Source organism: Pseudomonas sp. BNK-44-b, assembly GCF_047456245.1.
Classification (GTDB): domain Bacteria; phylum Pseudomonadota; class Gammaproteobacteria; order Pseudomonadales; family Pseudomonadaceae; genus Aquipseudomonas; species Aquipseudomonas machongensis.
Map to the genome: position 1 here is coordinate 451,234 of NZ_CP179908.1, position 20,775 is coordinate 472,008.

Sequence of the window (20,775 nt, forward strand, 5' to 3'; positions counted from 1 at the left end):
CGACAACGATGAAGATGACCACAAGTCTGCTGAAAGCCGGTGTGCTGGGCATGTCCCTGCTGGCGACCAGCGTCATGGCTGCGGTTTCCGCCGATGAGGCGGCCAAGCTCGGTACCACGCTCACGCCGATGGGCGCGGAGAAGGCCGGTAACGCCGATGGCTCGATCGGCCCGTGGGAGCCGCTGGCCAAGACCGCCGGCAGTGTCGATGCCAGGGGCTTCCTGTCCGACCCGTACGGCAGCGAAAAGCCACTGTTCACCATCACCGCCGCGAACGCCGACCAGTACAAGGACAAGCTGGCCCCTGGCCAACTGGCGATGCTCAAGCGCTATCCGGACACCTACAAGCTGCCGGTGTACAAGACCCACCGCGGCGCCACCGTGCCGGATGCCGTGTATGCCGACATCAAGTCCAACGCCACCCAGACCACCCTGGTTGAAGGCGGCAACGGCCTGAACAACTTCCGCGGCGCGATCCCGTTCCCGATTCCCAAGAGCGGTGTCGAGGTGATCTGGAACCACATCACCCGTTATCGCGGTGGCAGTGTGTCGCGTCTGGTCACCCAGGCCACGCCGCAGCAGAACGGTTCCTACAGCCTGGTGTATTTCAACGACCAGTTCGTGTTCCGCGACAAGATGAAGGACTACGACCCGAACAACCCGGGCAACGTGCTGTTCTACTTCAAGCAGGAAGTGACTGCGCCGGCGCGTCTGGCCGGGACCGTGCTGCTGGTGCACGAGACCCTCGATCAGGTCAAGGAACCGCGCAAGGCGTGGATCTACAATGCCGGCCAGCGCCGTGTGCGCCAGGCGCCGCAGGTTTCCTACGACGGCCCGGGTACCGCCGCCGACGGCCTGCGCACCTCCGACAACCTGGACATGTACAACGGCGCGCCGGACCGCTACGACTGGAAGCTCGAAGGCAAGAAGGAGATGTACATCGCCTCCAACGCCTACAAGCTCGACGATCCGAAGCTCAAGTACGCCGACATCATCAAGGCGGGCCACATCAACCAGGACCTGGCCCGCTACGAGCTGCGTCGTGTGTGGCATGTGGTCGCGACCCTGAAGCCAGGCCAGCGCCACATCTACGCCAAGCGTGACTTCTACATCGACGAAGATACCTGGCAGGCTGCGGTGATCGACCAGTACGACGGGCGCAACCAGCTGTGGCGCGTGTCCGAGGCGCATGCCCAGCCGTACTACAACAACCAGGTGCCTTGGTACACCCTCGAAGCGATCTATGACCTGCAGTCGGGCCGCTACCTGGCACTGGGCATGAAGAACGAGGAGAAAAAATCCTACGACTTCAGCTTCAGCGCCAACAAGGCTGACTTCCAGCCTGCGGCCCTGCGTCAGAGTGGCGTGCGTTAAGCGTTCAAAAACCAACTCCGTGTCATCTCCCAGAACGCCCCGGCTTGCCGGGGCGTTTCTGTTTCGGTCGGTTCATCAGGCTGACCTCGGTCAACCCCGCTAAGCTTGAATCTTCCAGAATCAGCCTTATCTATTGGTCATCTCAGGCAGGTTCTTCATTACAGGTGCTGTCCATCGCTCCGCCTGCCCTTTAAAGGAAGGTATCCCCATGCGAATAGACCGACTGACAAGCAAGCTGCAACTGGCATTATCCGATTCCCAATCCCTGGCCGTTGGCATGGACCATCCGGCCATCGAACCTGTGCATCTGCTGCAGGCTCTGATCGAGCAGCAGGGCGGTTCGATCAAGCCCCTGCTGATGCAGGTAGGCTTCGACATCAGTAGCCTGCGCAAGGCGCTGACCAAAGAGCTCGACCAACTGCCGAAAATCCAGAACCCCACGGGCGACGTGAACATGTCCCAGGACCTGGCGCGCCTGCTCAACCAGGCTGACCGCCTGGCCCAGCAGAAGGGCGACCAGTTCATTTCCAGCGAGCTGGTGCTGCTCGCCGCCATGGACGAGAACAGCAAGGTTGGCAAGCTGCTGCTTGGCCAGGGCGTGAGCAAGAAGGCCCTGGAAAATGCCATCAACAACCTGCGCGGTGGCGAGGCGGTCAATGATGCCAACGCCGAGGAATCGCGCCAGGCGCTGGACAAGTACACCGTCGACCTGACCAAGCGTGCCGAAGAAGGCAAGCTCGACCCGGTGATCGGCCGTGACGACGAGATTCGCCGCACTGTGCAGGTACTGCAGCGCCGCACCAAGAACAACCCCGTGCTGATCGGCGAGCCCGGCGTCGGCAAGACCGCCATCGCCGAAGGCCTGGCCCAGCGCATCATCAATGGCGAAGTGCCCGATGGCCTCAAGGGCAAGCGCCTGCTCGCCCTGGACATGGGCGCGCTGATCGCTGGCGCCAAGTATCGCGGCGAGTTCGAAGAGCGCCTCAAAGGCCTGCTCAACGAGCTGTCCAAGCAGGAAGGCCAGATCATCCTGTTCATCGACGAGCTGCACACCATGGTCGGCGCCGGCAAGGGCGAGGGCGCGATGGACGCCGGCAACATGCTCAAGCCGGCCCTGGCCCGTGGCGAGCTGCACTGCGTTGGCGCCACCACGCTCAACGAGTACCGCCAGTTCATCGAGAAGGACGCAGCGCTCGAGCGGCGTTTCCAGAAGGTGCTGGTCGAGGAGCCGAGCGAGGAAGACACCATCGCCATCCTGCGTGGCCTGAAAGAGCGCTATGAAGTGCACCACAAGGTGGCCATTACCGACGGTGCGATCATCGCTGCGGCCAAGCTCAGCCACCGCTACATCACCGACCGTCAGCTGCCGGACAAGGCCATCGACCTGATCGACGAGGCCGCCAGCCGCATCCGCATGGAAATCGACTCCAAGCCAGAGGTGCTCGACCGTCTTGACCGTCGCCTGATCCAACTGAAGGTGGAGTCCCAGGCCCTGAAGAAGGAAGAGGACGAAGCGGCGAAGAAGCGCCTGGAAAAACTCACCGAGGAAATCGAGCGCCTTGAGCGCGAATATTCCGATCTCGAGGAAATCTGGGCATCGGAAAAGGCCGAGGTCCAGGGTTCGGCGCAGATCCAGCAAAAGATCGAACAGGCTCGCCAGGAACTCGAGGCCGCCCGCCGCAAAGGCGACCTGAGCCGCATGGCCGAGTTGCAGTACGGGGTGATCCCCGACCTGGAGCGCAGCCTGCAGATGGTCGATCAGCACGGCAAGACCGAGAACCAGTTGCTGCGCAACAAGGTCACTGAGGAAGAGATCGCCGAGGTCGTCTCCAAGTGGACCGGCATCCCGGTGTCGAAGATGCTCGAAGGCGAGCGCGAGAAGCTGCTGAAGATGGAAGGCCTGCTGCACGAGCGGGTGATCGGTCAGGACGAGGCCGTCACTGCCGTGGCCAACGCCGTGCGCCGGTCGCGTGCCGGGTTGTCCGACCCGAATCGCCCGAGCGGCTCGTTCCTGTTCCTCGGCCCGACCGGCGTGGGCAAGACCGAGCTGTGCAAGGCGCTCGCCGAATTCCTCTTCGACACCGAGGAGGCCATGGTGCGCATCGACATGTCCGAGTTCATGGAGAAGCACTCCGTCGCTCGCCTGATCGGTGCACCACCAGGCTACGTGGGTTATGAGGAGGGCGGCTACCTGACCGAGGCGGTGCGTCGCAAGCCCTACTCGGTGGTATTGCTCGACGAGGTGGAGAAGGCGCACCCGGATGTGTTCAACGTGCTCCTGCAGGTGCTGGAGGACGGCCGCCTGACCGACAGCCACGGGCGTACCGTTGATTTCCGCAACACGGTCATCGTCATGACCTCCAACCTGGGCTCGGCGCAGATTCAGGAATTGGTCGGCGACCGTGAGGCGCAACGTGCAGCGGTGATGGATGCGGTGGGTTCGCACTTCCGTCCGGAGTTCATCAACCGGATCGACGAAGTGGTGGTGTTCGAGCCGCTGGGCCGCGAGCAGATCGCCGGTATCACCGAGATCCAGCTGGGCCGCCTGCGTGGTCGTCTGGCCGAGCGCGAGCTGTCGCTGAGCCTGAGCCCGGAAGCCCTCGACAAGCTGATTGCCGTTGGCTACGACCCGGTGTATGGCGCACGGCCACTCAAGCGTGCGATCCAGCGCTGGATCGAGAACCCGCTGGCGCAACTGATCCTTGGTGGCCAGTTCGTGCCCGGTGCGGCGATCACGGCGAAGGTGGAAGGCGACGAGATCGTCTTCGCCTGAGGGTGTTGCCATCGCGGGCTTGCCCCGCGATGGCACCTGCGCAACCCCGCAAACCCCTGATTTTTCGGCGTTGGATCTAACTCGCTGAAAATTTTGAAAAAAATGCTTGCACAAAAAAACGAGTGCCCCTAATATTCGCCCCGCTGTCAGGCACTACGCAGATCACCGGCGGTAAAGATGATCTGAAAACAACTTACAAATCAGTAAGTTGGGTAAAAAAAAGTGGTTGACAAGCAAAACGAAGAATGTAGAATAGCCGACCTCAGCAGCGACAACGCTGAAGAGATTGAAGCTAACACAAGCTTCGAAGCTGTAAGAGTTGTACGAAGTTCAGTTCCGCGATAGCTCAGTCGGTAGAGCAAATGACTGTTAATCATTGGGTCCCTGGTTCGAGTCCAGGTCGCGGAGCCAATTTCGGGGTGTAGCGCAGTCCGGTAGCGCGCCTGCTTTGGGAGCAGGATGTCAGGAGTTCGAATCCCCTCACCCCGACCATTTTCCGGGTCGTTAGCTCAGTTGGTAGAGCAGTTGGCTTTTAACCAATTGGTCGTAGGTTCGAATCCTACACGACCCACCATGTAAAAAGGGCATCTCGAATGAGATGCCCTTTTTCTTTTGTCTCGAGAAAATCATTTCGTAACTCGCGGCTGTTTTCCTGGGTAGCAACTGTTCTGTGCAAAATCTGAAGGCCAGCCACAATCTCTGTGGCAGCGGCCGACTTGGCGCGCGAGGGGCTGCTGGATATCCTCCCAGCGATTATCATTCGACCAGCCTGCTGCCGCGGTCAATCTCGGCACCGCCGAGCACAGCGGCATCGGTTTGCCCCGTATCGTGCCAAAGGGTCAGTGCTGTGAGGGTTGCATGAGCGTGGCGATATCCGCGTCGGTGCGGCAGGTATGGCGAGAAGCGAAGAGGGTGTACTGATGGCAGGCAGGTTGATTTACCTGATCGGGCCGTCCGGATCCGGCAAGGACAGCCTGCTGGACGCCGCCCGCGAACAACTGACAGCGCGTGGCTGTCGCATTGCCCGGCGGGTCATCACCCGGTCTGCCGAAGCGATGGGCGAAGCCGCCCTGGCGGTGAGCGCCGCACAGTTCGAGCAGATGCGCGAGGACGGCGCCTTTGCCCTGCACTGGCAGGCCAATGGCCTGCATTACGGCATTCCACGGGTCATCGACCAGTGGCTGGGGGAAGGGCACGACGTGCTGGTGAACGGCTCGCGTGGCTACCTGAACACGGCGCGGCAGCGTTATCCGAATTTGCAGGTGGTGCTGCTCAGTGTCGAGCAGGACATCCTGCGCCAGCGCCTGCTGGCGCGGGGGCGTGAGTCGCAGGAGGAAGTGGAGGCACGCCTGGCGCGTAATGCCCGCTTTGCCAGCGAAGCGCGCGAGGCCGACCCCGGCTTGCTGGTGCTCGACAACTCCGGGCCACTGGCCGACACCGTCTCGCGTCTGCTCGCGCACCTGGAGCGGCCATGCAATTGACCCTGCTTGGCACTCTGCCCTGCCGGTCACGCCAGAGCTTGCGGCACCTGCGCGGCGACGTGCTCGCAAAGAGGGCCGCAAAGCGGCCCTCGTGATCTCAGCTGATCAGTGCAGCTTCAGGCGCGGCTCGGTGCCGCGGCCGATCTTGCTGCCGATCATCAACATCGCCGTGCGGAACACCCCATACAGCGCCATCTGGTGCATGCGGTACAGCGACACATAGAACATCCGCGCCAGCCAACCCTCCAGCATCACGCTGCCGGTCAGGTTGCCCATCAGGTTGCCTACTGCCGAGAACCGCGACAGCGACACCAGCGAGCCGTAGTCCTTGTACGCGTAGGTCGGCAGCGGCTTGTTCTCCAGCCGCGCCTTCAGGCTCTTGGCCAGCATCGAAGCCTGCTGGTGCGCCGCCTGCGCCCGTGGCGGCACATTGCGGTCGCTGCCTGGTTGCGGGCAGGCGGCGCAGTCGCCGAAGGCGAAGATGTCGTCATCCCGCGTGGTCTGCAGCGTAGGACGCACCACCAGCTGGTTGATCCGGTTGGTCTCCAGGCCGTCGATATCCTTGAGGAAGCCTGGCGCACGAATACCTGCCGCCCACACCTTCAGGCTCGCCTGGATCACTTCGCCAGTCGCGGTTTTCAGGCCTTCCTCGGTCACTTCGCTGACCGCAGCGTTGGTCATCACCGTCACCCCGAGTTTCTCCAGGGTCTTGTGCACCGGCACGCTGATGCGCTCCGGCAGCGCGGGCAGCACGCGCGGGCCAGCCTCGATCAGGGTGATGTGCATGTCCTTGGGCTGGATGCGGTCCAGGCCGTAGGCCGCCAGCTCGTGGGCTGCGTTGTGCAGCTCCGCCGCCAGTTCCACCCCGGTAGCACCGGCGCCGACGATGGCCACGCTGATCTGCTCGCTGGCCTGATCGCCCGCGTGGGCGCGCAGGTAGTGGTTGAGCAGTTGCTGGTGGAAGCGCTCGGCCTGCTTGCGGCTGTCGAGGAACAGGCAGTGCTGCGCCGCGCCCAGGGTGCCGAAGTCGTTGGTGTTGCTGCCTACGGCGATCACCAGCGTGTCGTAGCCCAGGGTACGCGCCGGCAGCAGCTCGCGGCCTTCTTCGTCGAGGGTCGCGGCCAGCTGGATCTGCTTGCCTTCACGGTCCAGGCCGCTCATGCGTCCCAGCTGGAAGTTGAAGTGGTTCCACTTGGCCTGGGCCACGTAGTTCAGCTCGTCTTCCGAGGAGTTCAGCGAACCGGCAGCCACTTCGTGCAGCAGCGGTTTCCAGATGTGCGTCAGGTTGGCGTCGACCAGAGTGATCTCGGCGCGCTTGCGCTTGCCGAGGCTCTTACCCAGGCGGGTCGCCAGTTCCACGCCGCCGGCGCCGCCGCCGACAATCACGATGCGATGAGTCATGGGGATATCTCACAAGTTTTACGGAATTCCTGGACACAAGGTCCGGCCGCTGCGTGCGAGAGAGGAGGGCGAGCGCAAGGCAGCTCATAGCACCAGTCCACTCAGCAAGCGGCTCAACAGGCCCAGACCAATGGTCACGATCACCACCAGGGCAAGGAGCAGCCAGGGCCTGAAAGGCTTGCGCTCGACTTGATGCTGGGGGGCTCGCAGATACTCATCGACGCGACGCTGATCTTCCGGATTCAGGCGGCTGGTCATGGTGGGCCTCGTGGGTAGACGCTTGGGATGACGAGAACGCTACAACCTTTCCTGCAGCGTTATCGCAAGCACGTGAAACAAATGATAATACCTTTCATCTCCGCCGCCGAGTGTACGCCATCGCAAAGACACCCGGCACGCGATCAAAGACTGATACCGACATCGAACAGAATGCTGCGCCCCAGGTTGCCGCGCAGGAAATCCGGCGCGTCCGGGTGGGCGAACAGCACCCGGGCGAAGGTCGGCCCCACCAGCGACAACGAGCGCCAGCCCTGGCGCAGGTATTCGGTGGGCGGTGGGAAATGGCTGTTGAGGTCGAGCACCTCGCGCTTGAGGCTGGCGAAGGCGATGATGTCCAGCTCGCCCAAGTCCAGCCCGCGCTCGCGGTAGTTGTGCGCCTTCTTGCGCAGGGTCGGGGCCAGGCGCGCGAGCAGCTCCTGTGCGCTGATTCGCCGGGGGCGCGCCTCGCGGCGCACCAGTTGGGCCAGGGAGAAGGCACTGCGCCGACGCTGCAGCTCCTCGCGCCATTCGTCGTTGAGCCGACGCCCTTCGTCGAGGACGAAGAACACCTCGAACGCCGCATCGCGAAACAGCACGTCAGGCGGCTCCTGGCCGGCCGGGGTGAAGTCCTCGCTGCGGTAGGGAAGGTTCAACCCTTGCAGCAGGCGCTGGCAGACCCAACGCTCACGCTCCCATTTGCGGGCATTGGACAGGAACGCGTTGGCTTGTTCGGCCTGGATGGTAAGCAGGCGCAGGTAGTCTGAGTCATCCATGGGAACAAGCTTAGCCTGCAATTGTGAAGGATAAGGGCTTGTTTGTTCGTGGGAATCGTCATCAGGGAATGGGTGTAGACTCGAAAGCATCCGACATGCACGCGAGGTCGCGGTGATCAGCGCACAGGTCCTGTCCTCCACCAGTCTCACGCTTGGCTGGCTGGCCTATGTTCCCCTGTTGATCTGGGCGGCCAGCCGCACTCGCTGGGTCGAGCTGGTCAGCGACCCGCGCCGCCAGCACCTGCTGTTCGGCACCGTGTTCGGCCTGTTCGCGCTGTGGCTGGTGCGGCGCGATTTCGACACCGGCGTGTCCTTCCACTTCATCGGCATGACCGCCGTGACCCTGCTGCTGGATTGGCCGCTGGCCATACTGGGCGGTTTTCTTGCCCAGATCGGCCTGCTCGCCCTCGGCCGCCAGGACCTGGCAGCGCTGGGCGTCAACGGCCTGTTGATCATCGGCTTGCCGGTGCTGGTCACCGAGGTGTGCGCGATCCTGGTCGAACGCGCCCAGCCGCGTAACCTGTTCGTCTATATCTTCTGTTCGGGATTCTTCGCTGCCGCCCTGGCAACCTTGTTGTGCCTGATGGCCGCGTTGAGTGTGCTATGGCTGGACGGGCTGTTCGCCATGCCCGAGTGGCTCAGCGATTTCGTCGGCTACCTGTGGCTGATGATATTCCCCGAGGCCTTCATCAACGGTACCGTGATCAGCGCCCTGGTGGTGTTCTGCCCCGAGTGGCTGGAAACCTTCAACCGCACCCGCTACCTGCAGGCCCCGTGGAAGGATGAAGAGGGCGAGGGGAAGGACTGAATCGCCTCTAAAACCCCTGTGGAACCCTCTCTAAATATCCCTGTGGGAATGATCTGTGGGAGCGGCGGTTGGGCGCTCCGACTTGTCCCGCGATGACCGGCAAAGCCGGTGCCATCCCCACCCCCCTCATCAAATCAATGCCGAGGCTCAAGATCCCCCGAATACAGCTCATCCTCCGACTCCGGCGCCGCTGGAATCTTGTGCTCCTCGGCCGCCCAGGCCCCCAGGTCGATCAGCTTGCAGCGATCGGAGCAGAACGGCCGGTTCGGGCTCTTCTCGCTCCATTCCACAGGTGCGCCACAGGTCGGGCAATCGACGGTCATTGGCTGGCTCAAGGCTGGCCTCCTCGCAAAGTCAGGTAAAAGGCATGCAACTGGTCGATCTGCTCATGCAGCCACGGCAGGTCGCGGTCATTGACCACCACATCGTCGGCATGGCGCAGGCGCTCTTCCCGCGCCAACTGCGCCTTGAGAATCGCCTGCACCTGCTCCTCGCTGGTGTTGTCACGCTGCAGCGTGCGCGCGATCTGCAGCGCTTGCGGCACATCGATCACCAGGATGCGTTGGGTCTTCTGGTACTGCCCCGACTCGATCAGCAGTGGCGACACATACACCGCATAGGGCGACTCGGCCTTGGCCAGGTAGCTGAAGATCTCCTGCCCGATCAGCGGGTGCAGCAGTTGCTCGAGCCAGCGCCGCTGCGCAGGGTCGGCAAAGATCTGCTGGCGCAGGGCCGAGCGATCAAGGGTGCCGTCATCCAGCAGCACGCCCGCGCCAAAGCGCTCGACGATGCTCGCCAGCGCCGGCCGACCCGGCTCGACCACCCAGCGCGCCGCCTGGTCGGCGTCCACCAGGTGCACGCCAAGCTCGACGAAACGCTCGGCGGCAGCGCTCTTGCCGCTGCCGATGCCGCCGGTCAGTCCGAGAATCCAGGGGGTAAATGCAGCAGTGGTCATCAGTATCCGAGCAGTTGCATGTAGGAAGCGTATATTTCATCACCCCAGAGCCATGCGATCCAGCCCGCAATTGCCAGATAGGGCCCAAAAGGCATCGTCGCCCCCAGCGAAGCCTTGCGCAGCCGCAGCAGACACAGCCCGATCACCGCCCCCACTACCGACGACAGCAACAGTGTCAGCGGCAGCACCTGCCAGCCGCCCCAGGCACCCAGCAGCGCCAGCAGCTTGAAATCGCCATAGCCCAGGCCCTCCTTGCCGGTGACCAGCCGAAACAGCCAATACACCGACCACAGGCTCAGGTAACCGACCACCGCACCCCACAGCGCATCGGCCAGCGGCACGAACACCCCGAAGGCATTGACCACCAGCCCCAGCCACAGCGCCGGCAGCACCAGCACATCCGGCAGCAATTGATGCTCCGCATCGATCAGGCTCAGGGCCAGCAGGCACCACGTCAGCACCAGCGCCAACAGCGCCTGCACGCTCACCCCGAAATGCCACGCCACCACCAGCGACAGCCCCGCGCAGGCCAGCTCCACCAGCGGATAACGCAAGCTGATCCGCCCCTTGCACGCCGAGCAGCGCCCACGCAGGGCCAGGTAACTCACCACCGGAATGTTTTCCCACGCCCGAATCCGATGCCCGCAGCCCGGGCAGTGCGAGGCCGGCAGGCACAGGTCGAAACGCTCATGCGCCTCCACCGGCATCCCCAATACTTCACGCGCCTCGTTCTGCCACTGGCGTTCGAGCATCACCGGCAACCGATGCACCAGCACATTCAGAAAACTGCCCACCAGCAGCCCGAGCACGGCTGCACTCGCCAGGAAGAACCCTGGCTGGTCGGCAAGAAAAGTCCACAGATTCATGTCAGATCAGGCTACCCAACTGGAAGATCGGCAAGTACATGGCCACCACCAGACCACCCACCAGAACACCGAGGATCAGCACGATGGCTGGCTCCAGCAGGCTGGTCAACTGCTCCAGCGCCTGCCCAACCTGTTCCTCGTAATGACAGGCCGCCTTGTTCAGCATCGCTTCCAGCGTGCCGCTCGACTCGCCGATCGCCGTCAACTGCACCAGCAGCGGCGCGAACAACGGCTCCAGCGCCATCGCCTGATGCAGCCCCAAGCCATTGGCCATGCCTTGGCGCAACTGGCGGATCGCCCGCTCGTGCAAGGCATCGCCGCTCGCCGCCGCCACCGTTTCCAGCGCATCGAGCAACACCACCCCCGAACCATAGGCTGTCCCAAGGCTACGTGCGAAGCGCGCCAACGCCGCATGGCTCAACAAGCGCCCGAACACCGGCACCCGCAGCGCCTGGCGAATCATCCAAAGCCGCCCCGGCAAGTGCTCCCGATACAGCTTGCGCACCGCCAGCCCCGCCACACCGAATATCCCCAGCACAGCCAGCAGATGCCGCCCCAGCGCGTCAGACAATTCGATAACCCACCGGGTAAAGGCTGGCAACTCCTTGCCCACCCCCGCAAACATCCCCTCGAAGCGTGGCACCACCTCCAGCAACAGCAACGCCGACACCCCGAGCCCCATGAGCAGCAGAATCAGCGGATACAGCATTGCCTTGCGCACCCTGCGTCGCAGCGCCTGACGCCGTTCCAGCAAGTCGGCCAACTGTTCCAGTTGCCGATCCAGCGTCCCCGACTGCTCCCCGACCCGCACCAGGTTGCAGTACAACGCATCGAACCAACGGGGGTGCCGCTGCAGCGCATCCGCCAGCCCCAACCCTGCAGAAACATCCTGCTGCAAGCGCCCCAGCAACCGCACCATCCCAGCGTCTGCACCACTGCGCCCCATCACCTCGAACGCCTGCAACAGCGGTACCCCCGCTTTCAACAGCGTCGCCAACTGACGCGAAAACCCCGGCGCATCCACCTTCTCCCGCCGCACCGGCAGCTTCCAACCCCGCCCACCCGCCGGCCACACCCGCGCGCCCTTTATGCCCTGGCGCAACAACCCCGCCTGCACGAATGCCGGGCTGCGCCCCTGCATCTGCCCACTGACCCGCGCCCCCCGCGCATCCACGCCTCGCCACGCATACAATCGAGTCGAATCCTTCATTCGCCAGCTCCTTGCCACACCCGACAAGCCCCGTAACAGCTTGCCGCGCCCATCCCAGGGCAGAAATTCCAGACGCTCACTAGAGTAGTTGAGCGGACACGACGTCCAGCCACGCAGGGGTGACAAAAGGTGTCCATTGGGCTCTACTGCGCCCCAGCCGACCCCGACCCGCCCAGCGGCTCGAGGCCTGACCGAATCGACAAGGAACCTGTTATGAAAGGGCAACGCGGTATCACCCTCATCGAACTGATGATCGTCGTCGCGATCATCGGCATCCTCGCGACCATCGCGATCCCCATGTACACCAACCACCAGGCCCGCACCAAAGCAGCGGCCGGCCTGCTGGAAATCTCCGCGCTCAAGACCCCGATGGACCTGCGCCTGAACGAAGGCAAGGACGTCGCCGACGTTGCCGCGCTAGGCGGACAACCCACGACCAACCACTGCGCCATCGTCGCCAGCGGCAACGCCGCTGCAGGCACCGGTAGCATCGTCTGCACCCTCGCGGATGCGCCTGCGAACGTCGTGGGCAAGCGCCTGACACTGACCCGCGCGGCGACCGGGTGGACGTGCAGCACCGACATCGAAGAGGATCTTGCGCCCAGCGGCTGTGCAGGTTCGCCGGGGCAGGGTGGGGCGCAGGGTAATAAGTGAAGGGAAACAGGGGTTTGCGTATGGATGGCGGCGGTGGTAGCTTTGCGGACACGCCGGTGTAGCTCAGTCGGTAGAGCAGCGCACTCGTAACGCGAAGGTCGCAGGTTCGATTCCTGTCTCCGGCACCAGTAAATTCGGGCCCTACGAAGTCCTTTTTTCAGTGATCTAACTGACCGTCACACCAGCCTGACAGCAAAAAAAGCCCCGCGCAGTTTTTCCTGGTGGGGCTTTTTTCATTATTAGATTCAACGACATCAAAGTGAATCCGGGATGAGAAATCCTTATGCCTTTGGCTTTTGGTGCCTAGCCGCTACGCTTTTGCTGCTCACTGCAGCAATTGGCGTCAGCCGCGATTAGCGCTGCCGAGATGCAGGACATAATTGCGGCTGGTGGGCACCTGGTCCACCGCGGCACAAGCCATCACCTCTCTAGCGCTAGTCATTTTTGCTGTGCTGGGCTTCAACACCTGCAAACGCCAAGTACGAAAAGGGATGAACGTGGTTTGGACTGTGATGGCTGCGCTCCACAGGGGCGACGTTAGCTTTCAGCGCGTGGCTACCGAGCTACTCGTGTCAGGCACCCCTGTTGACTTCGACGTCGTAAGGTATCGAAACGACATGGATACCCTTTTTCTCGACCGCGCGTAGCGCTGGCTCGCGGCGGGAGGGCTACCTAACCACTCACTCTCTTCTTATCCAGATTGATCAGGCTGGTGCCATTAATTAGCTGCTTAGCAGAGTCAGCAATCATCAACACACTACCTGCCAGCATCAACACATCCTTCAAGACCAAGCGTCCAGCTCCAGAAAGGTACGGGAAGCCGAATTGAGCATCTCCTAGATTCGCTACCCACGCTTCAGGCGTTGTGATCAGGAACGACAGCGTCACGATGGGTGTGAGGAAAGCGAGCACAGCTCCCGCGAGCCCCAGCTTCGGTGAGACAAGGTAAGCCAATACCAAAAACCCTATGCTGATCTCGACCACGCCCAGTCCATTTGAGAAGGCATAGGTATGGTTGGCAACTTGCCAAGCACGCTGCGCTAGGTCGAGCTGGCCTTCATGCGTGAAGTGCTCCCGATAGGCCTCTGGGTGTGCATAGAGGAACGAGAAGAATGGGCTGTTTGCCACAAATGGAGTGATGCTGTCAGCCTCGTAGGGCACGAATTTCAACGCACCAATCCACAGGAAAACAATGGCCACGCCAAAGCGAACGAGATGAATTCCAAGCTTATCCAGGCGGCTTGCAATGACCAGCAGTTGAAAGGGACTCATGGTGTGATTCCTTGTGGTTTCAAGATGAGTCCATCCTAAGAAGATTCCGCTTCGCGCTTTTGCCGGATGCGCTCCGCCTTTTTGCCAATCGTCTCAATCATCGCCTTTGGCGACTGCGCTTTCCCCTGGGTTGGTTTAAATTGCGCCCGGATAGCCTTCTGAAGAGATGACCATGACGACGTTAGACAAACTCATCACGCTTGCTGATGTGCGCGGCAGCATGGATCTGCGTTGCCATTTTGCGGGGCGTTGGTCGATTGACCATCAGCCGGATGAGCTCGGTACTGCGCGTTACCACATCGTCCTCTCAGGCCGCTGCCAATTACGCTTGCCTGACCACAGCCTTATAGAACTCAACGCGGGCGACATCCTGTTGCTCCCACACGGCACCGGCCACTTGCTTCAAAGTGATTCGGATGTTGATCAGCCAAATCGTCCGGTGGTCGTTCGCGAGGGGCTTTTACCTTTGCATCGGTTAAAAGGCGAAGGTGAGCCCTTGGATCTGCTATGTGGGAGGTTTATTTACCAGCCAGGCTCATCACTTTTCGAGGCGCTGCCTGAGTACATCCATGTCAGCTTGAGTTCGACACAGTCCGCTTCTGCGCTCTCTGCAATGACTGGACTGATTCGTAGCGAAGCCGAAGCCAACCACCATGGAGCTCGGTCTATAGTTGATGCCCTGACTACCGCGCTGTTCACAATGGTTCTGCGGTCATGGCTGGATACCAGCCCACCTGTTGAAAGTAGCATCGGTCTTCTGGCCGACCGGCGTCTTTCCAAAGTATGGCGTGCGTTGTTAGAGGATCCCTCAGATGCCTGGACCGTTGAGCGCATGGCAGAAATGGCCAACATGTCGCGCGCCAGCTTTATGAGGGCCTTTACGCGCATAGCAGGTTGTCCTCCGGGAACCTTGCTGGTTCGAATCAGGATGGAAATCGCATGCTTGCTGTTGGCAAAGACGGACTCTGGTTTGAGTGATATCGCTTTGGAGGTGGGTTACCAAACGCAGGCGTCATTCAGCAAAGTCTTCAAGGATGTGCTGGGGCAGACCCCTGGACAATATCGGCGAGAGCGAAAGCTGGGTGAATTGGAGGCTAGGCTCGCTAAGGATGCGGTGTGAATTCGCGGTGGGCCCGGCGCATAGCGACGGGCCAATCACCAAATCGTATATCAGCTGTCTTGGTGAGTTTCAGCGACGCGTTTGTAGTAAAGGTCGTGCTCTACCCCCGCGTGATCACGGTACACCAGCTTCACCGTTTCCAGCGCCTGTGAAGTTTCGGACTGAACCACAACGTCTTGCGAGACTACTTTATCCACGTCAATCACGTCACCGTAGCGGTACTGGTGAGCGTCTGTGTCCGGATTGTTGCCTTGTGCTACCGCGAAAGCGGCCGGGGTCATTAAGGCGAGTGCAACAATGAATTTTTTCATGATCATCTCCAATTTGTTTGCATGAGCGGCGTGTCGCTCGTTTGTTGGCGGGATCTATTCGACTCCCTTGATGACCATGCTATTGGCGAAGCTGCACGAGCTCTTTCGCTTTCGGCTCAGGTTCTTGTCCAATCATCTCAGGTAGCTCAGCGCACCGTTTTGCCGATAAATCCGACCTTCCGGAGTGCGATGCTTGCCAGGGCAGACGTTAGGAGTAAGGCTGCTCCTACCCTTGAAAGCGCGGGCTACATCCAGGAGCAACAAAGAGACTTTCGTCAATTTGTTGAAACTGTTTCGCTACCCTTTGGGTTTCACGTGCTAGTGGAAGTGATCAAGCTAAGGTATCAACAAACTGGGTGCTCGCCATGGCTAGTACGATTACCGTTGTAGCGCATATCACCGCAGATCCATCATCAGTAGCCGAGGTTCACAGCGCTCTGCTGATAGCTGTCGAAGCGACGCAGTCAGAGCACGGGTGTCTTCATTATCGTCTTTTTGAAAACATGGACACTCAAGGCCACTGGACCATGCTTGAGCTTTGGCAAAATGATGATGCGCTGACTCAACATACACTCGGTGAGGCGTTTAAAAATTTAAGCGCGGCTATCGACGGCAAAGCGAGTGTCCAGGTTTTTCGCTTGGCTCCAGCTGCTTCTGCTGTACAGGTGGAGACTGTTGTAAACCCAAACTTCTGGCTTGGAAACGGTTTGCCATGAGCTCTAAGCTAACGTAGCGTCTCAGTTTGGTTTCGGACTTTTCAGGTTCTCAGGTGAGACATAAGTTAGTGGAGGCCAGAACTTTTAAGTGTTCTTGGCGGTGGCTGAAGCCAGTCATTTTACTAGCGCCACATTTTCCCTGAATATTGCCGTCCCAACGCTGAGTCGATGGATCAAGGAAATGGAGGAAGAGTTCACTCCTCGGTTGAGGAGCGAAAGATAGAACGAACATTAGTTATTGCCCGCTGAAGTGCGCCCTCTCAAGTGATTCGTGGGCAGTGCAGTCGTATATTTAACTTGGCTAAGTGCGAAACTCGATTTGATGCTTGCCACAACGGGTATGGTCGTCAAACAGTCAAGCAGTAGCGTCTGATACTTTGTCAGGTCTTCGCTTACCACCCTCAGCATAAAGTCCGCCTCGCCGCTCATCAAATAGCACTCCATCACCTCTGGGCGCTCCCTGATCGCGTTCGTAAATACTTCTAGAGACTGCTTGTCCTGGAGTTTGAGCGACACGTGTACGAATACATTTATTGCAAGGCCGAGCGCTGCAGGATCAACTAGCGTAACGGCGCCTCGCAAGACCCCACTTTCCTTCATCTCTGAGACACGTCGCCAGCACGGCGAAGTTGAAAGCCCTACCATTTCAGCGAGTTCGGCATTGCTTAACTCCGCGTTTTCTTGGAGTGCATCAAGGATACGCAGGCTAGCGTCATCGAGCTTTGAGCGGCTCATGGTAAATTTTTCCTCTGCATGAGAGCTTTCCAATGAAATGTACCGGTATTTCTACTTCTGAGGAAGAGATAGGTACGTTTTTTCGCGTGCTCAAAAATATCATGGTGCTACGTAACTAGATTGCAACGAGGTGGCACCATGCGCGCTTCAACTCAGCAAGTGTTTAAGACTCGCTCCAAGAATTTCGGGATATCTTCAACTTACGTTTGGCTTGGTGTCATGGTGCTTCTGTGGGGAAGTAGCTGGCCGGTTACTAAGCTTGCATTGCATGACGTACCTCCGCTCTGGCTGGCTACCATTCGTTTCGCCAGTGCCGCGGTTTGTCTTGTTGCTTATCTGGTCGCGAGAGGACAGCTCAAGCTTCCCGTTAGAGGGGATATGCCAATCATCGCAAGCGTGGGTTTGTTGCAGATGATGGCTTTCACAGGTCTGGGTATGGTGGCGATGGTTCATGTCGATACTAGCCGCGCTGTGCTCTTGGCATACACAACGCCACTGTGGTGTGTGGTTGTCGCCTGGGTCATGTTCCGTGAAATGCCCTCTCGGTTGCAGATTGCAGGGCTTGTCATAGGGATGTCAGGGATCGCGGCTGTGTGCTCCCCAGGAGAGCTCGAATGGACAAACCGGGAAACAGTGTTGGGGGCAATATTCCTGCTTCTTGCAGCGGTCAGTTGGGCAATTGTCATCCTTCACGTGAAACGTCATCGGTGGGTGACCCCGCCTCTGGCGCTTGCCCCGTGGCAGATGCTCTTGGCTACCATACCGTTGGCGATTGCAGCATATGTCAGCGAAGGCCCACCGACATCCCTTGTCTTGGATAGGAAACTGGCTGAGGAATTGTTTTTCATCGGTCCGATTGCGACATCGGCGTGCTTTGTGATCTCTGCGGAGTACGGACGGCGAATTTCGACGTTTGGCATGTCAAATTTCACCCTTGGGGTACCCCTGATTGGAACAGTGTTCTCTTGCTTGGCTTTCGGTGCGACCGTTTCCACCATGTTCCTTGCCGGGCTCGGCCTGGTGGTTTTGGGGGTCGTGGTTTCTGCATTAGCTTCGCGCTCCCGCCGGACCTAAACCATAAAGGTTGGCGGAGGCTTTTCGATAAACCCGTTTCAGAGCTCGCAATGCACAAGGCATCAGCTCTGAAACGGGTGCAGTGAGGTTACTTAGGGTCTATACGATAGACGCTCAGTGGTCGCTCGACCTTCGATGCGCCATTGTTGAACAAGCCTACTCGATCAACTTGTGCTGCCGGCAAGTACAATCTGCCCTGGTTGTCGAACGCCGGTGCATCGACCCAGTGCAGGCGACTGTCCTGTGCAATGGTTTGAATGGTGCCGTCAGTGGCGATTCGCTTGACGCTATCTTCAGCCAGGTCACTGAAGTAGAAATTGCCCTTGCTGTCCATGACTGTTCCACCGACCGGCGGCAGGTCTCGCCAGAACTCGACATGTTTGATGAGCTCAGCTTCAGGCAGGTTGGCGTCATCCAGCCAGCGCGTTTCAATCTTGTGCCAAGGGCCTTCCAACGGTGCAAAGTAGAGCCATTTCCCGTCCGGGGATACTTCAAGGGGATCGGAGTGCACCCTCAATGCTGTCCCATCTGGCGCTCTGACTACTTTGCCGCTCAGGATAATGTCGCGGTTCGTGGGTGCGCGTACAGCAGGACTGGTCGTTAAGACGCGCCGGGCTTTGTTGGTTTCGAAGTCCAAGACAACGATGCCAGGAACGCCAGCGTCCGTCAGGTAGGCATGCTTGCCATTGAGGCGGATATCGTCGATGTAGCTATGTTCTTGAGCGATGCTGCTGTCGAATGGGATGACCTTGATCACTTCGCTGCTTTTTAGGTCAACGACCACGACCTTTGCACCACCTGGAATGACTTTACCGCCGAAGTCAGTTACGCCTGCATCGACAATCCACAGCCGGCTATTGTCATCAACACGCATTGCATTGACATTGACGAAGCGCTGTTCGGCCGGAATGGTTGCGTCATTGCTATTCCAGCGCTCATTTGGAAAGGGATGGGGCTGGCCTGCTGGGTCTAGCTTCGATACAGATGGCCCCGCTGAGCCAGTCCATTTTGGGCCCGATACGTATAGGCTTCCGGCGCTGTCCACAGCCACCGCATTCCATACGGCATTTGCCGATTGGGCTACCACGTGAAGGGTTGGCGGCACTTCGGCGTGGGCTACACCGATCAAGCCTGCCATCACAGCTGTTAGTACAAATCGTTTAGAGAAGGTCATTGCAAGTTCCTGTTTGAAGGGCTGGGCAATGATCATTTTTCCCATTACGCTGAAAAACCTCGCCATCACGTAAAGAATTTCGTCAAAGTGAAGAAAATCATACGAATCGATGATCTGCAGGTCTTCGTATCGACGGCTGCTGCGGGTAGTTTCTCCGCCGCGGCGCGGTTGCTTGACATCTCGCCCGCCTTGGCGAGCGGTGCCATTCAGCGTCTGGAAAGCAACTTGGGCGCGAGATTGTTTGTTCGCTCGACGCGTCGGTTGAGATTATCCGATGATGGCGAACGCTACTTGCCGCACGCGCGGCAAGCCTTGGAAGCACTTGATAATGGTGAGGTAGCGTTGACCCAGGGCCGTGACGAGATCGCTGGCACTATTCGTTTGTCGATGCCATCTGATATCGGCAGGAACGTGTTGCTCCCATGGCTAGATGAGTTTCAGCAAACGCACCCCATGGTACGTCTGCAATTGCGGGTTAGTGATCAGGTGGCCGATCTGGTGGGGGAACATCTGGACGCTAGTATCAGGTATGGACAGTTGAGTGACTCGGGCCTGGTGTCCTTAGCGCTCGCACCGATGAACCGCAGAACAGTCTGCGCCTCGCCGGCGTATCTCGCGCGTCATGGTATGCCGGAATCTCCTGAGGCGTTGAGCGGGCATAATTGCCTGAGATATGTAATGGGCGAGCAAACTTACGAGCGTTGGAGCTTCAATTTTCCACAGGGAGTGCGGACGGTTCAGGTGACGGGTGATCGAATCAGCGATGATGCCGACATTGTTCGACGTTGGGCTGTCGCCGGATTGGGGATCGTTTACAAGTCCAGGCTCGATGTTGCTGAGGATCTTCGTAGCGGCCGCCTGGTTGAGCTATTCCCGGAAAGCTATGGGCAGCCGGCGCCGCTTCAGCTGGTATGTGCCCATCGCACATCGCTCACGCCGGCCATCCAATCGCTTAGAGCCTTTCTAGCAAAACGTTTCGAAAGCTAGTCGGGGCTCAGTGGCGGGGCACGGGGCCCTGCTACTGATTCAAGCTCCCGCCGGTGCCGACTGACGTGCGAGCCAGATGTCTGCAGCTTCCAAGGCTGAAAGCTTTTTGTGACGGATAAGAAAATCAAGCTCACTGACCGCGGCATTGCCAGGTTGTAGCGAGATTAGGTCCTCAATCAGTTCTTTCGGCATCTCTTGCACAACGTCACTGGCGGCAATGAGCGTTGCTTGATCTTCACCACCCAACAGCCCGAGCGGTTCATCTAGGGCTCGGATTTGATAGGCATGGTGCAAATATTGAGGATGCCACAGCGGCACGACAAACCATTCCCGCTCGGCATAGGATTGCTCATAACGATTGAAGCAATCAGCCTCGGTGCCTTGCGCAAAAAAGTAGCCTTCAGCATCCAACGCGTATTGCGTCACCATGGCTTTGGAAAAGCGACTGATACCGGCACCAGGGTTTATGCCTTGGATGCGGCGGCTCATCCGCTGGGCAACATCCGGCCTCAGCAGGTCTGCAATCGTAGCGACCTGATCCTCCGGTACATAATCAGGCACACCCCAAATGCAGAATGGGTTGTATAGAACTCCAAGGGAAGTGCTCGGTTTCTTGCAAGCTGCCAAGTAGGCACCGTGGCTGGCTGGCAGCCAGGCTGATACGAGCATCTCTACCTGTCCTTCGCTGTACAACCGGAACATTTCCTCATGAGGCGCTGTGCTGACGTCCACCAGATAACCATGTCGCTCTAGCGAGCGCTGCACAAGCGCTGCGCTAGCGGCATGGAAGCTGAGGTCGATGTAGCCCAAGCGAATGTGCTTTTGCATGTCATT

Annotated in this window: 22 protein-coding genes and 4 tRNA genes; 14 read left to right on the top strand and 12 right to left on the bottom strand. The window is 59.6% G+C overall.

All coding sequences use genetic code 11. From position 1 onward, the window contains the following. The first annotated feature begins 8 nt into the window (after positions 1–8). The 6 genes from ACMGGG_RS02195 (at position 9) to phnN (ending at position 5,627) form a co-directional block, all read left to right on the top strand. Entirely contained in the window at positions 9–1,373 is a 1,365-nt protein-coding gene (locus ACMGGG_RS02195; RefSeq protein ID WP_112897346.1) for a DUF1329 domain-containing protein, read from the top strand. A 208-nt stretch (positions 1,374–1,581) separates the two neighbouring features. Continuing rightward, positions 1,582–4,146 carry an ATP-dependent chaperone ClpB gene (gene clpB, locus ACMGGG_RS02200; protein WP_054895234.1) on the top strand — a complete coding sequence of 855 codons (2,565 nt, stop codon included), beginning with the start codon at positions 1,582–1,584 and terminating at the stop codon, positions 4,144–4,146. 335 nt (positions 4,147–4,481) lie between these two features. After that, positions 4,482–4,557 (top strand) — tRNA-Asn (locus tag ACMGGG_RS02205). A gap of 4 nt (positions 4,558–4,561) precedes the next feature. After that, positions 4,562–4,638, top strand: a tRNA-Pro gene (locus ACMGGG_RS02210). 6 nt (positions 4,639–4,644) lie between these two features. Continuing rightward, positions 4,645–4,720, top strand: a tRNA-Lys gene (locus ACMGGG_RS02215). Between the two features lie 346 nt (positions 4,721–5,066). After that, positions 5,067–5,627 carry a phosphonate metabolism protein/1,5-bisphosphokinase (PRPP-forming) PhnN gene (gene phnN / locus ACMGGG_RS02220; RefSeq protein ID WP_054895235.1) on the top strand — a complete coding sequence of 187 codons (561 nt, stop codon included), beginning with the start codon at positions 5,067–5,069 and terminating at the stop codon, positions 5,625–5,627. A gap of 105 nt (positions 5,628–5,732) precedes the next feature. On the opposite strand, the gene ACMGGG_RS02225 is transcribed toward phnN, so the two are convergent. The 3 genes from ACMGGG_RS02225 to ACMGGG_RS02235 form a co-directional block, all read right to left on the bottom strand. Next, the gene (locus ACMGGG_RS02225) at positions 5,733–7,028 is read right to left on the bottom strand and encodes an NAD(P)/FAD-dependent oxidoreductase (RefSeq protein WP_054895236.1); all 1,296 of its coding nucleotides are present in this window, start codon (positions 7,026–7,028) and stop codon (positions 5,733–5,735) included. 84 nt (positions 7,029–7,112) lie between these two features. Beyond that, on the bottom strand, positions 7,113–7,286 hold the full coding sequence (locus ACMGGG_RS02230; RefSeq protein ID WP_054895237.1) for a DUF3094 family protein: 174 nt from the start codon (positions 7,284–7,286) through the stop codon (positions 7,113–7,115). 143 nt (positions 7,287–7,429) lie between these two features. Further along, positions 7,430–8,059: a DUF1780 domain-containing protein gene (locus ACMGGG_RS02235; RefSeq protein ID WP_414154792.1), complete on the bottom strand. Its 630-nt coding sequence runs from the start codon at positions 8,057–8,059 to the stop codon at positions 7,430–7,432. Between the two features lie 112 nt (positions 8,060–8,171). On the opposite strand from ACMGGG_RS02235, the gene ACMGGG_RS02240 reads away from it, so the two are divergent. Continuing rightward, on the top strand, positions 8,172–8,867 hold the full coding sequence (locus tag ACMGGG_RS02240; RefSeq protein ID WP_414154793.1) for an energy-coupling factor ABC transporter permease: 696 nt from the start codon (positions 8,172–8,174) through the stop codon (positions 8,865–8,867). Between the two features lie 134 nt (positions 8,868–9,001). Here the strand turns inward: ACMGGG_RS02240 and yacG are convergent, their stop codons facing one another. From yacG to ACMGGG_RS02260, 4 genes are read right to left on the bottom strand one after another with little or no spacing between them, the layout of a single operon-like run. Then, complete coding sequence (yacG, locus tag ACMGGG_RS02245) at positions 9,002–9,202, bottom strand: DNA gyrase inhibitor YacG (protein WP_054895240.1); 201 nt, start codon at positions 9,200–9,202, stop codon at positions 9,002–9,004. Then, a complete protein-coding gene (gene coaE, locus ACMGGG_RS02250) occupies positions 9,199–9,822 on the bottom strand; it encodes a dephospho-CoA kinase (protein ID WP_054895241.1) in 624 nt (207 codons plus the stop codon). Before coaE ends, yacG begins: the two co-directional genes overlap by 4 nt. Further along, complete coding sequence (locus ACMGGG_RS02255) at positions 9,822–10,688, bottom strand: prepilin peptidase (protein WP_414154794.1); 867 nt, start codon at positions 10,686–10,688, stop codon at positions 9,822–9,824. The genes coaE and ACMGGG_RS02255 overlap by 1 nt, the downstream gene beginning before the upstream one ends. A gap of 1 nt (position 10,689) precedes the next feature. Next, positions 10,690–11,898 (bottom strand): type II secretion system F family protein, encoded by a 1,209-nt coding sequence (locus ACMGGG_RS02260; protein WP_414154795.1) that lies wholly within the window; start codon positions 11,896–11,898, stop codon positions 10,690–10,692. 213 nt (positions 11,899–12,111) lie between these two features. Between ACMGGG_RS02260 and ACMGGG_RS02265 the strand changes: the two genes are divergently transcribed. Continuing rightward, the gene (locus ACMGGG_RS02265) at positions 12,112–12,552 is read left to right on the top strand and encodes a pilin (protein WP_414154796.1); all 441 of its coding nucleotides are present in this window, start codon (positions 12,112–12,114) and stop codon (positions 12,550–12,552) included. A gap of 52 nt (positions 12,553–12,604) precedes the next feature. After that, positions 12,605–12,680, top strand: a tRNA-Thr gene (locus tag ACMGGG_RS02270). A 544-nt stretch (positions 12,681–13,224) separates the two neighbouring features. Here ACMGGG_RS02270 and rclC read toward each other — a convergent pair. Beyond that, positions 13,225–13,824 carry a reactive chlorine resistance membrane protein RclC gene (gene rclC, locus ACMGGG_RS02275; protein WP_112897383.1) on the bottom strand — a complete coding sequence of 200 codons (600 nt, stop codon included), beginning with the start codon at positions 13,822–13,824 and terminating at the stop codon, positions 13,225–13,227. Between the two features lie 172 nt (positions 13,825–13,996). On the opposite strand from rclC, the gene ACMGGG_RS02280 reads away from it, so the two are divergent. Then, positions 13,997–14,944: an AraC family transcriptional regulator gene (locus ACMGGG_RS02280; protein ID WP_112897385.1), complete on the top strand. Its 948-nt coding sequence runs from the start codon at positions 13,997–13,999 to the stop codon at positions 14,942–14,944. Positions 14,945–14,994: 50 nt separating this feature from the next. On the opposite strand, the gene ACMGGG_RS02285 is transcribed toward ACMGGG_RS02280, so the two are convergent. Beyond that, positions 14,995–15,255 (bottom strand): DUF2790 domain-containing protein, encoded by a 261-nt coding sequence (locus tag ACMGGG_RS02285; protein ID WP_193217512.1) that lies wholly within the window; start codon positions 15,253–15,255, stop codon positions 14,995–14,997. Positions 15,256–15,620: 365 nt separating this feature from the next. Between ACMGGG_RS02285 and ACMGGG_RS02290 the strand changes: the two genes are divergently transcribed. After that, positions 15,621–15,971: a putative quinol monooxygenase gene (locus ACMGGG_RS02290; protein WP_414154797.1), complete on the top strand. Its 351-nt coding sequence runs from the start codon at positions 15,621–15,623 to the stop codon at positions 15,969–15,971. Positions 15,972–16,071: 100 nt separating this feature from the next. Beyond that, entirely contained in the window at positions 16,072–16,194 is a 123-nt protein-coding gene (locus tag ACMGGG_RS02295) for a hypothetical protein (RefSeq protein ID WP_196759878.1), read from the top strand. 8 nt (positions 16,195–16,202) lie between these two features. Here ACMGGG_RS02295 and ACMGGG_RS02300 read toward each other — a convergent pair whose 3' ends face one another. After that, positions 16,203–16,706: an Lrp/AsnC family transcriptional regulator gene (locus tag ACMGGG_RS02300; RefSeq protein ID WP_414154798.1), complete on the bottom strand. Its 504-nt coding sequence runs from the start codon at positions 16,704–16,706 to the stop codon at positions 16,203–16,205. 138 nt (positions 16,707–16,844) lie between these two features. On the opposite strand from ACMGGG_RS02300, the gene ACMGGG_RS02305 reads away from it, so the two are divergent. Further along, entirely contained in the window at positions 16,845–17,780 is a 936-nt protein-coding gene (locus ACMGGG_RS02305) for a DMT family transporter (RefSeq protein WP_063542977.1), read from the top strand. A gap of 88 nt (positions 17,781–17,868) precedes the next feature. Here the strand turns inward: ACMGGG_RS02305 and ACMGGG_RS02310 are convergent, their stop codons facing one another. Beyond that, a complete protein-coding gene (locus ACMGGG_RS02310) occupies positions 17,869–18,999 on the bottom strand; it encodes an L-dopachrome tautomerase-related protein (protein WP_414154799.1) in 1,131 nt (376 codons plus the stop codon). Between the two features lie 51 nt (positions 19,000–19,050). On the opposite strand from ACMGGG_RS02310, the gene ACMGGG_RS02315 reads away from it, so the two are divergent. Beyond that, positions 19,051–19,941 carry a LysR family transcriptional regulator gene (locus ACMGGG_RS02315; RefSeq protein WP_112899535.1) on the top strand — a complete coding sequence of 297 codons (891 nt, stop codon included), beginning with the start codon at positions 19,051–19,053 and terminating at the stop codon, positions 19,939–19,941. A gap of 39 nt (positions 19,942–19,980) precedes the next feature. On the opposite strand, the gene ACMGGG_RS02320 is transcribed toward ACMGGG_RS02315, so the two are convergent. Beyond that, positions 19,981–20,769, bottom strand: a complete 789-nt coding sequence (locus tag ACMGGG_RS02320) for a glycine betaine ABC transporter substrate-binding protein (RefSeq protein ID WP_414154800.1) — start codon at positions 20,767–20,769, stop codon at positions 19,981–19,983. Positions 20,770–20,775 lie beyond the last annotated feature (6 nt).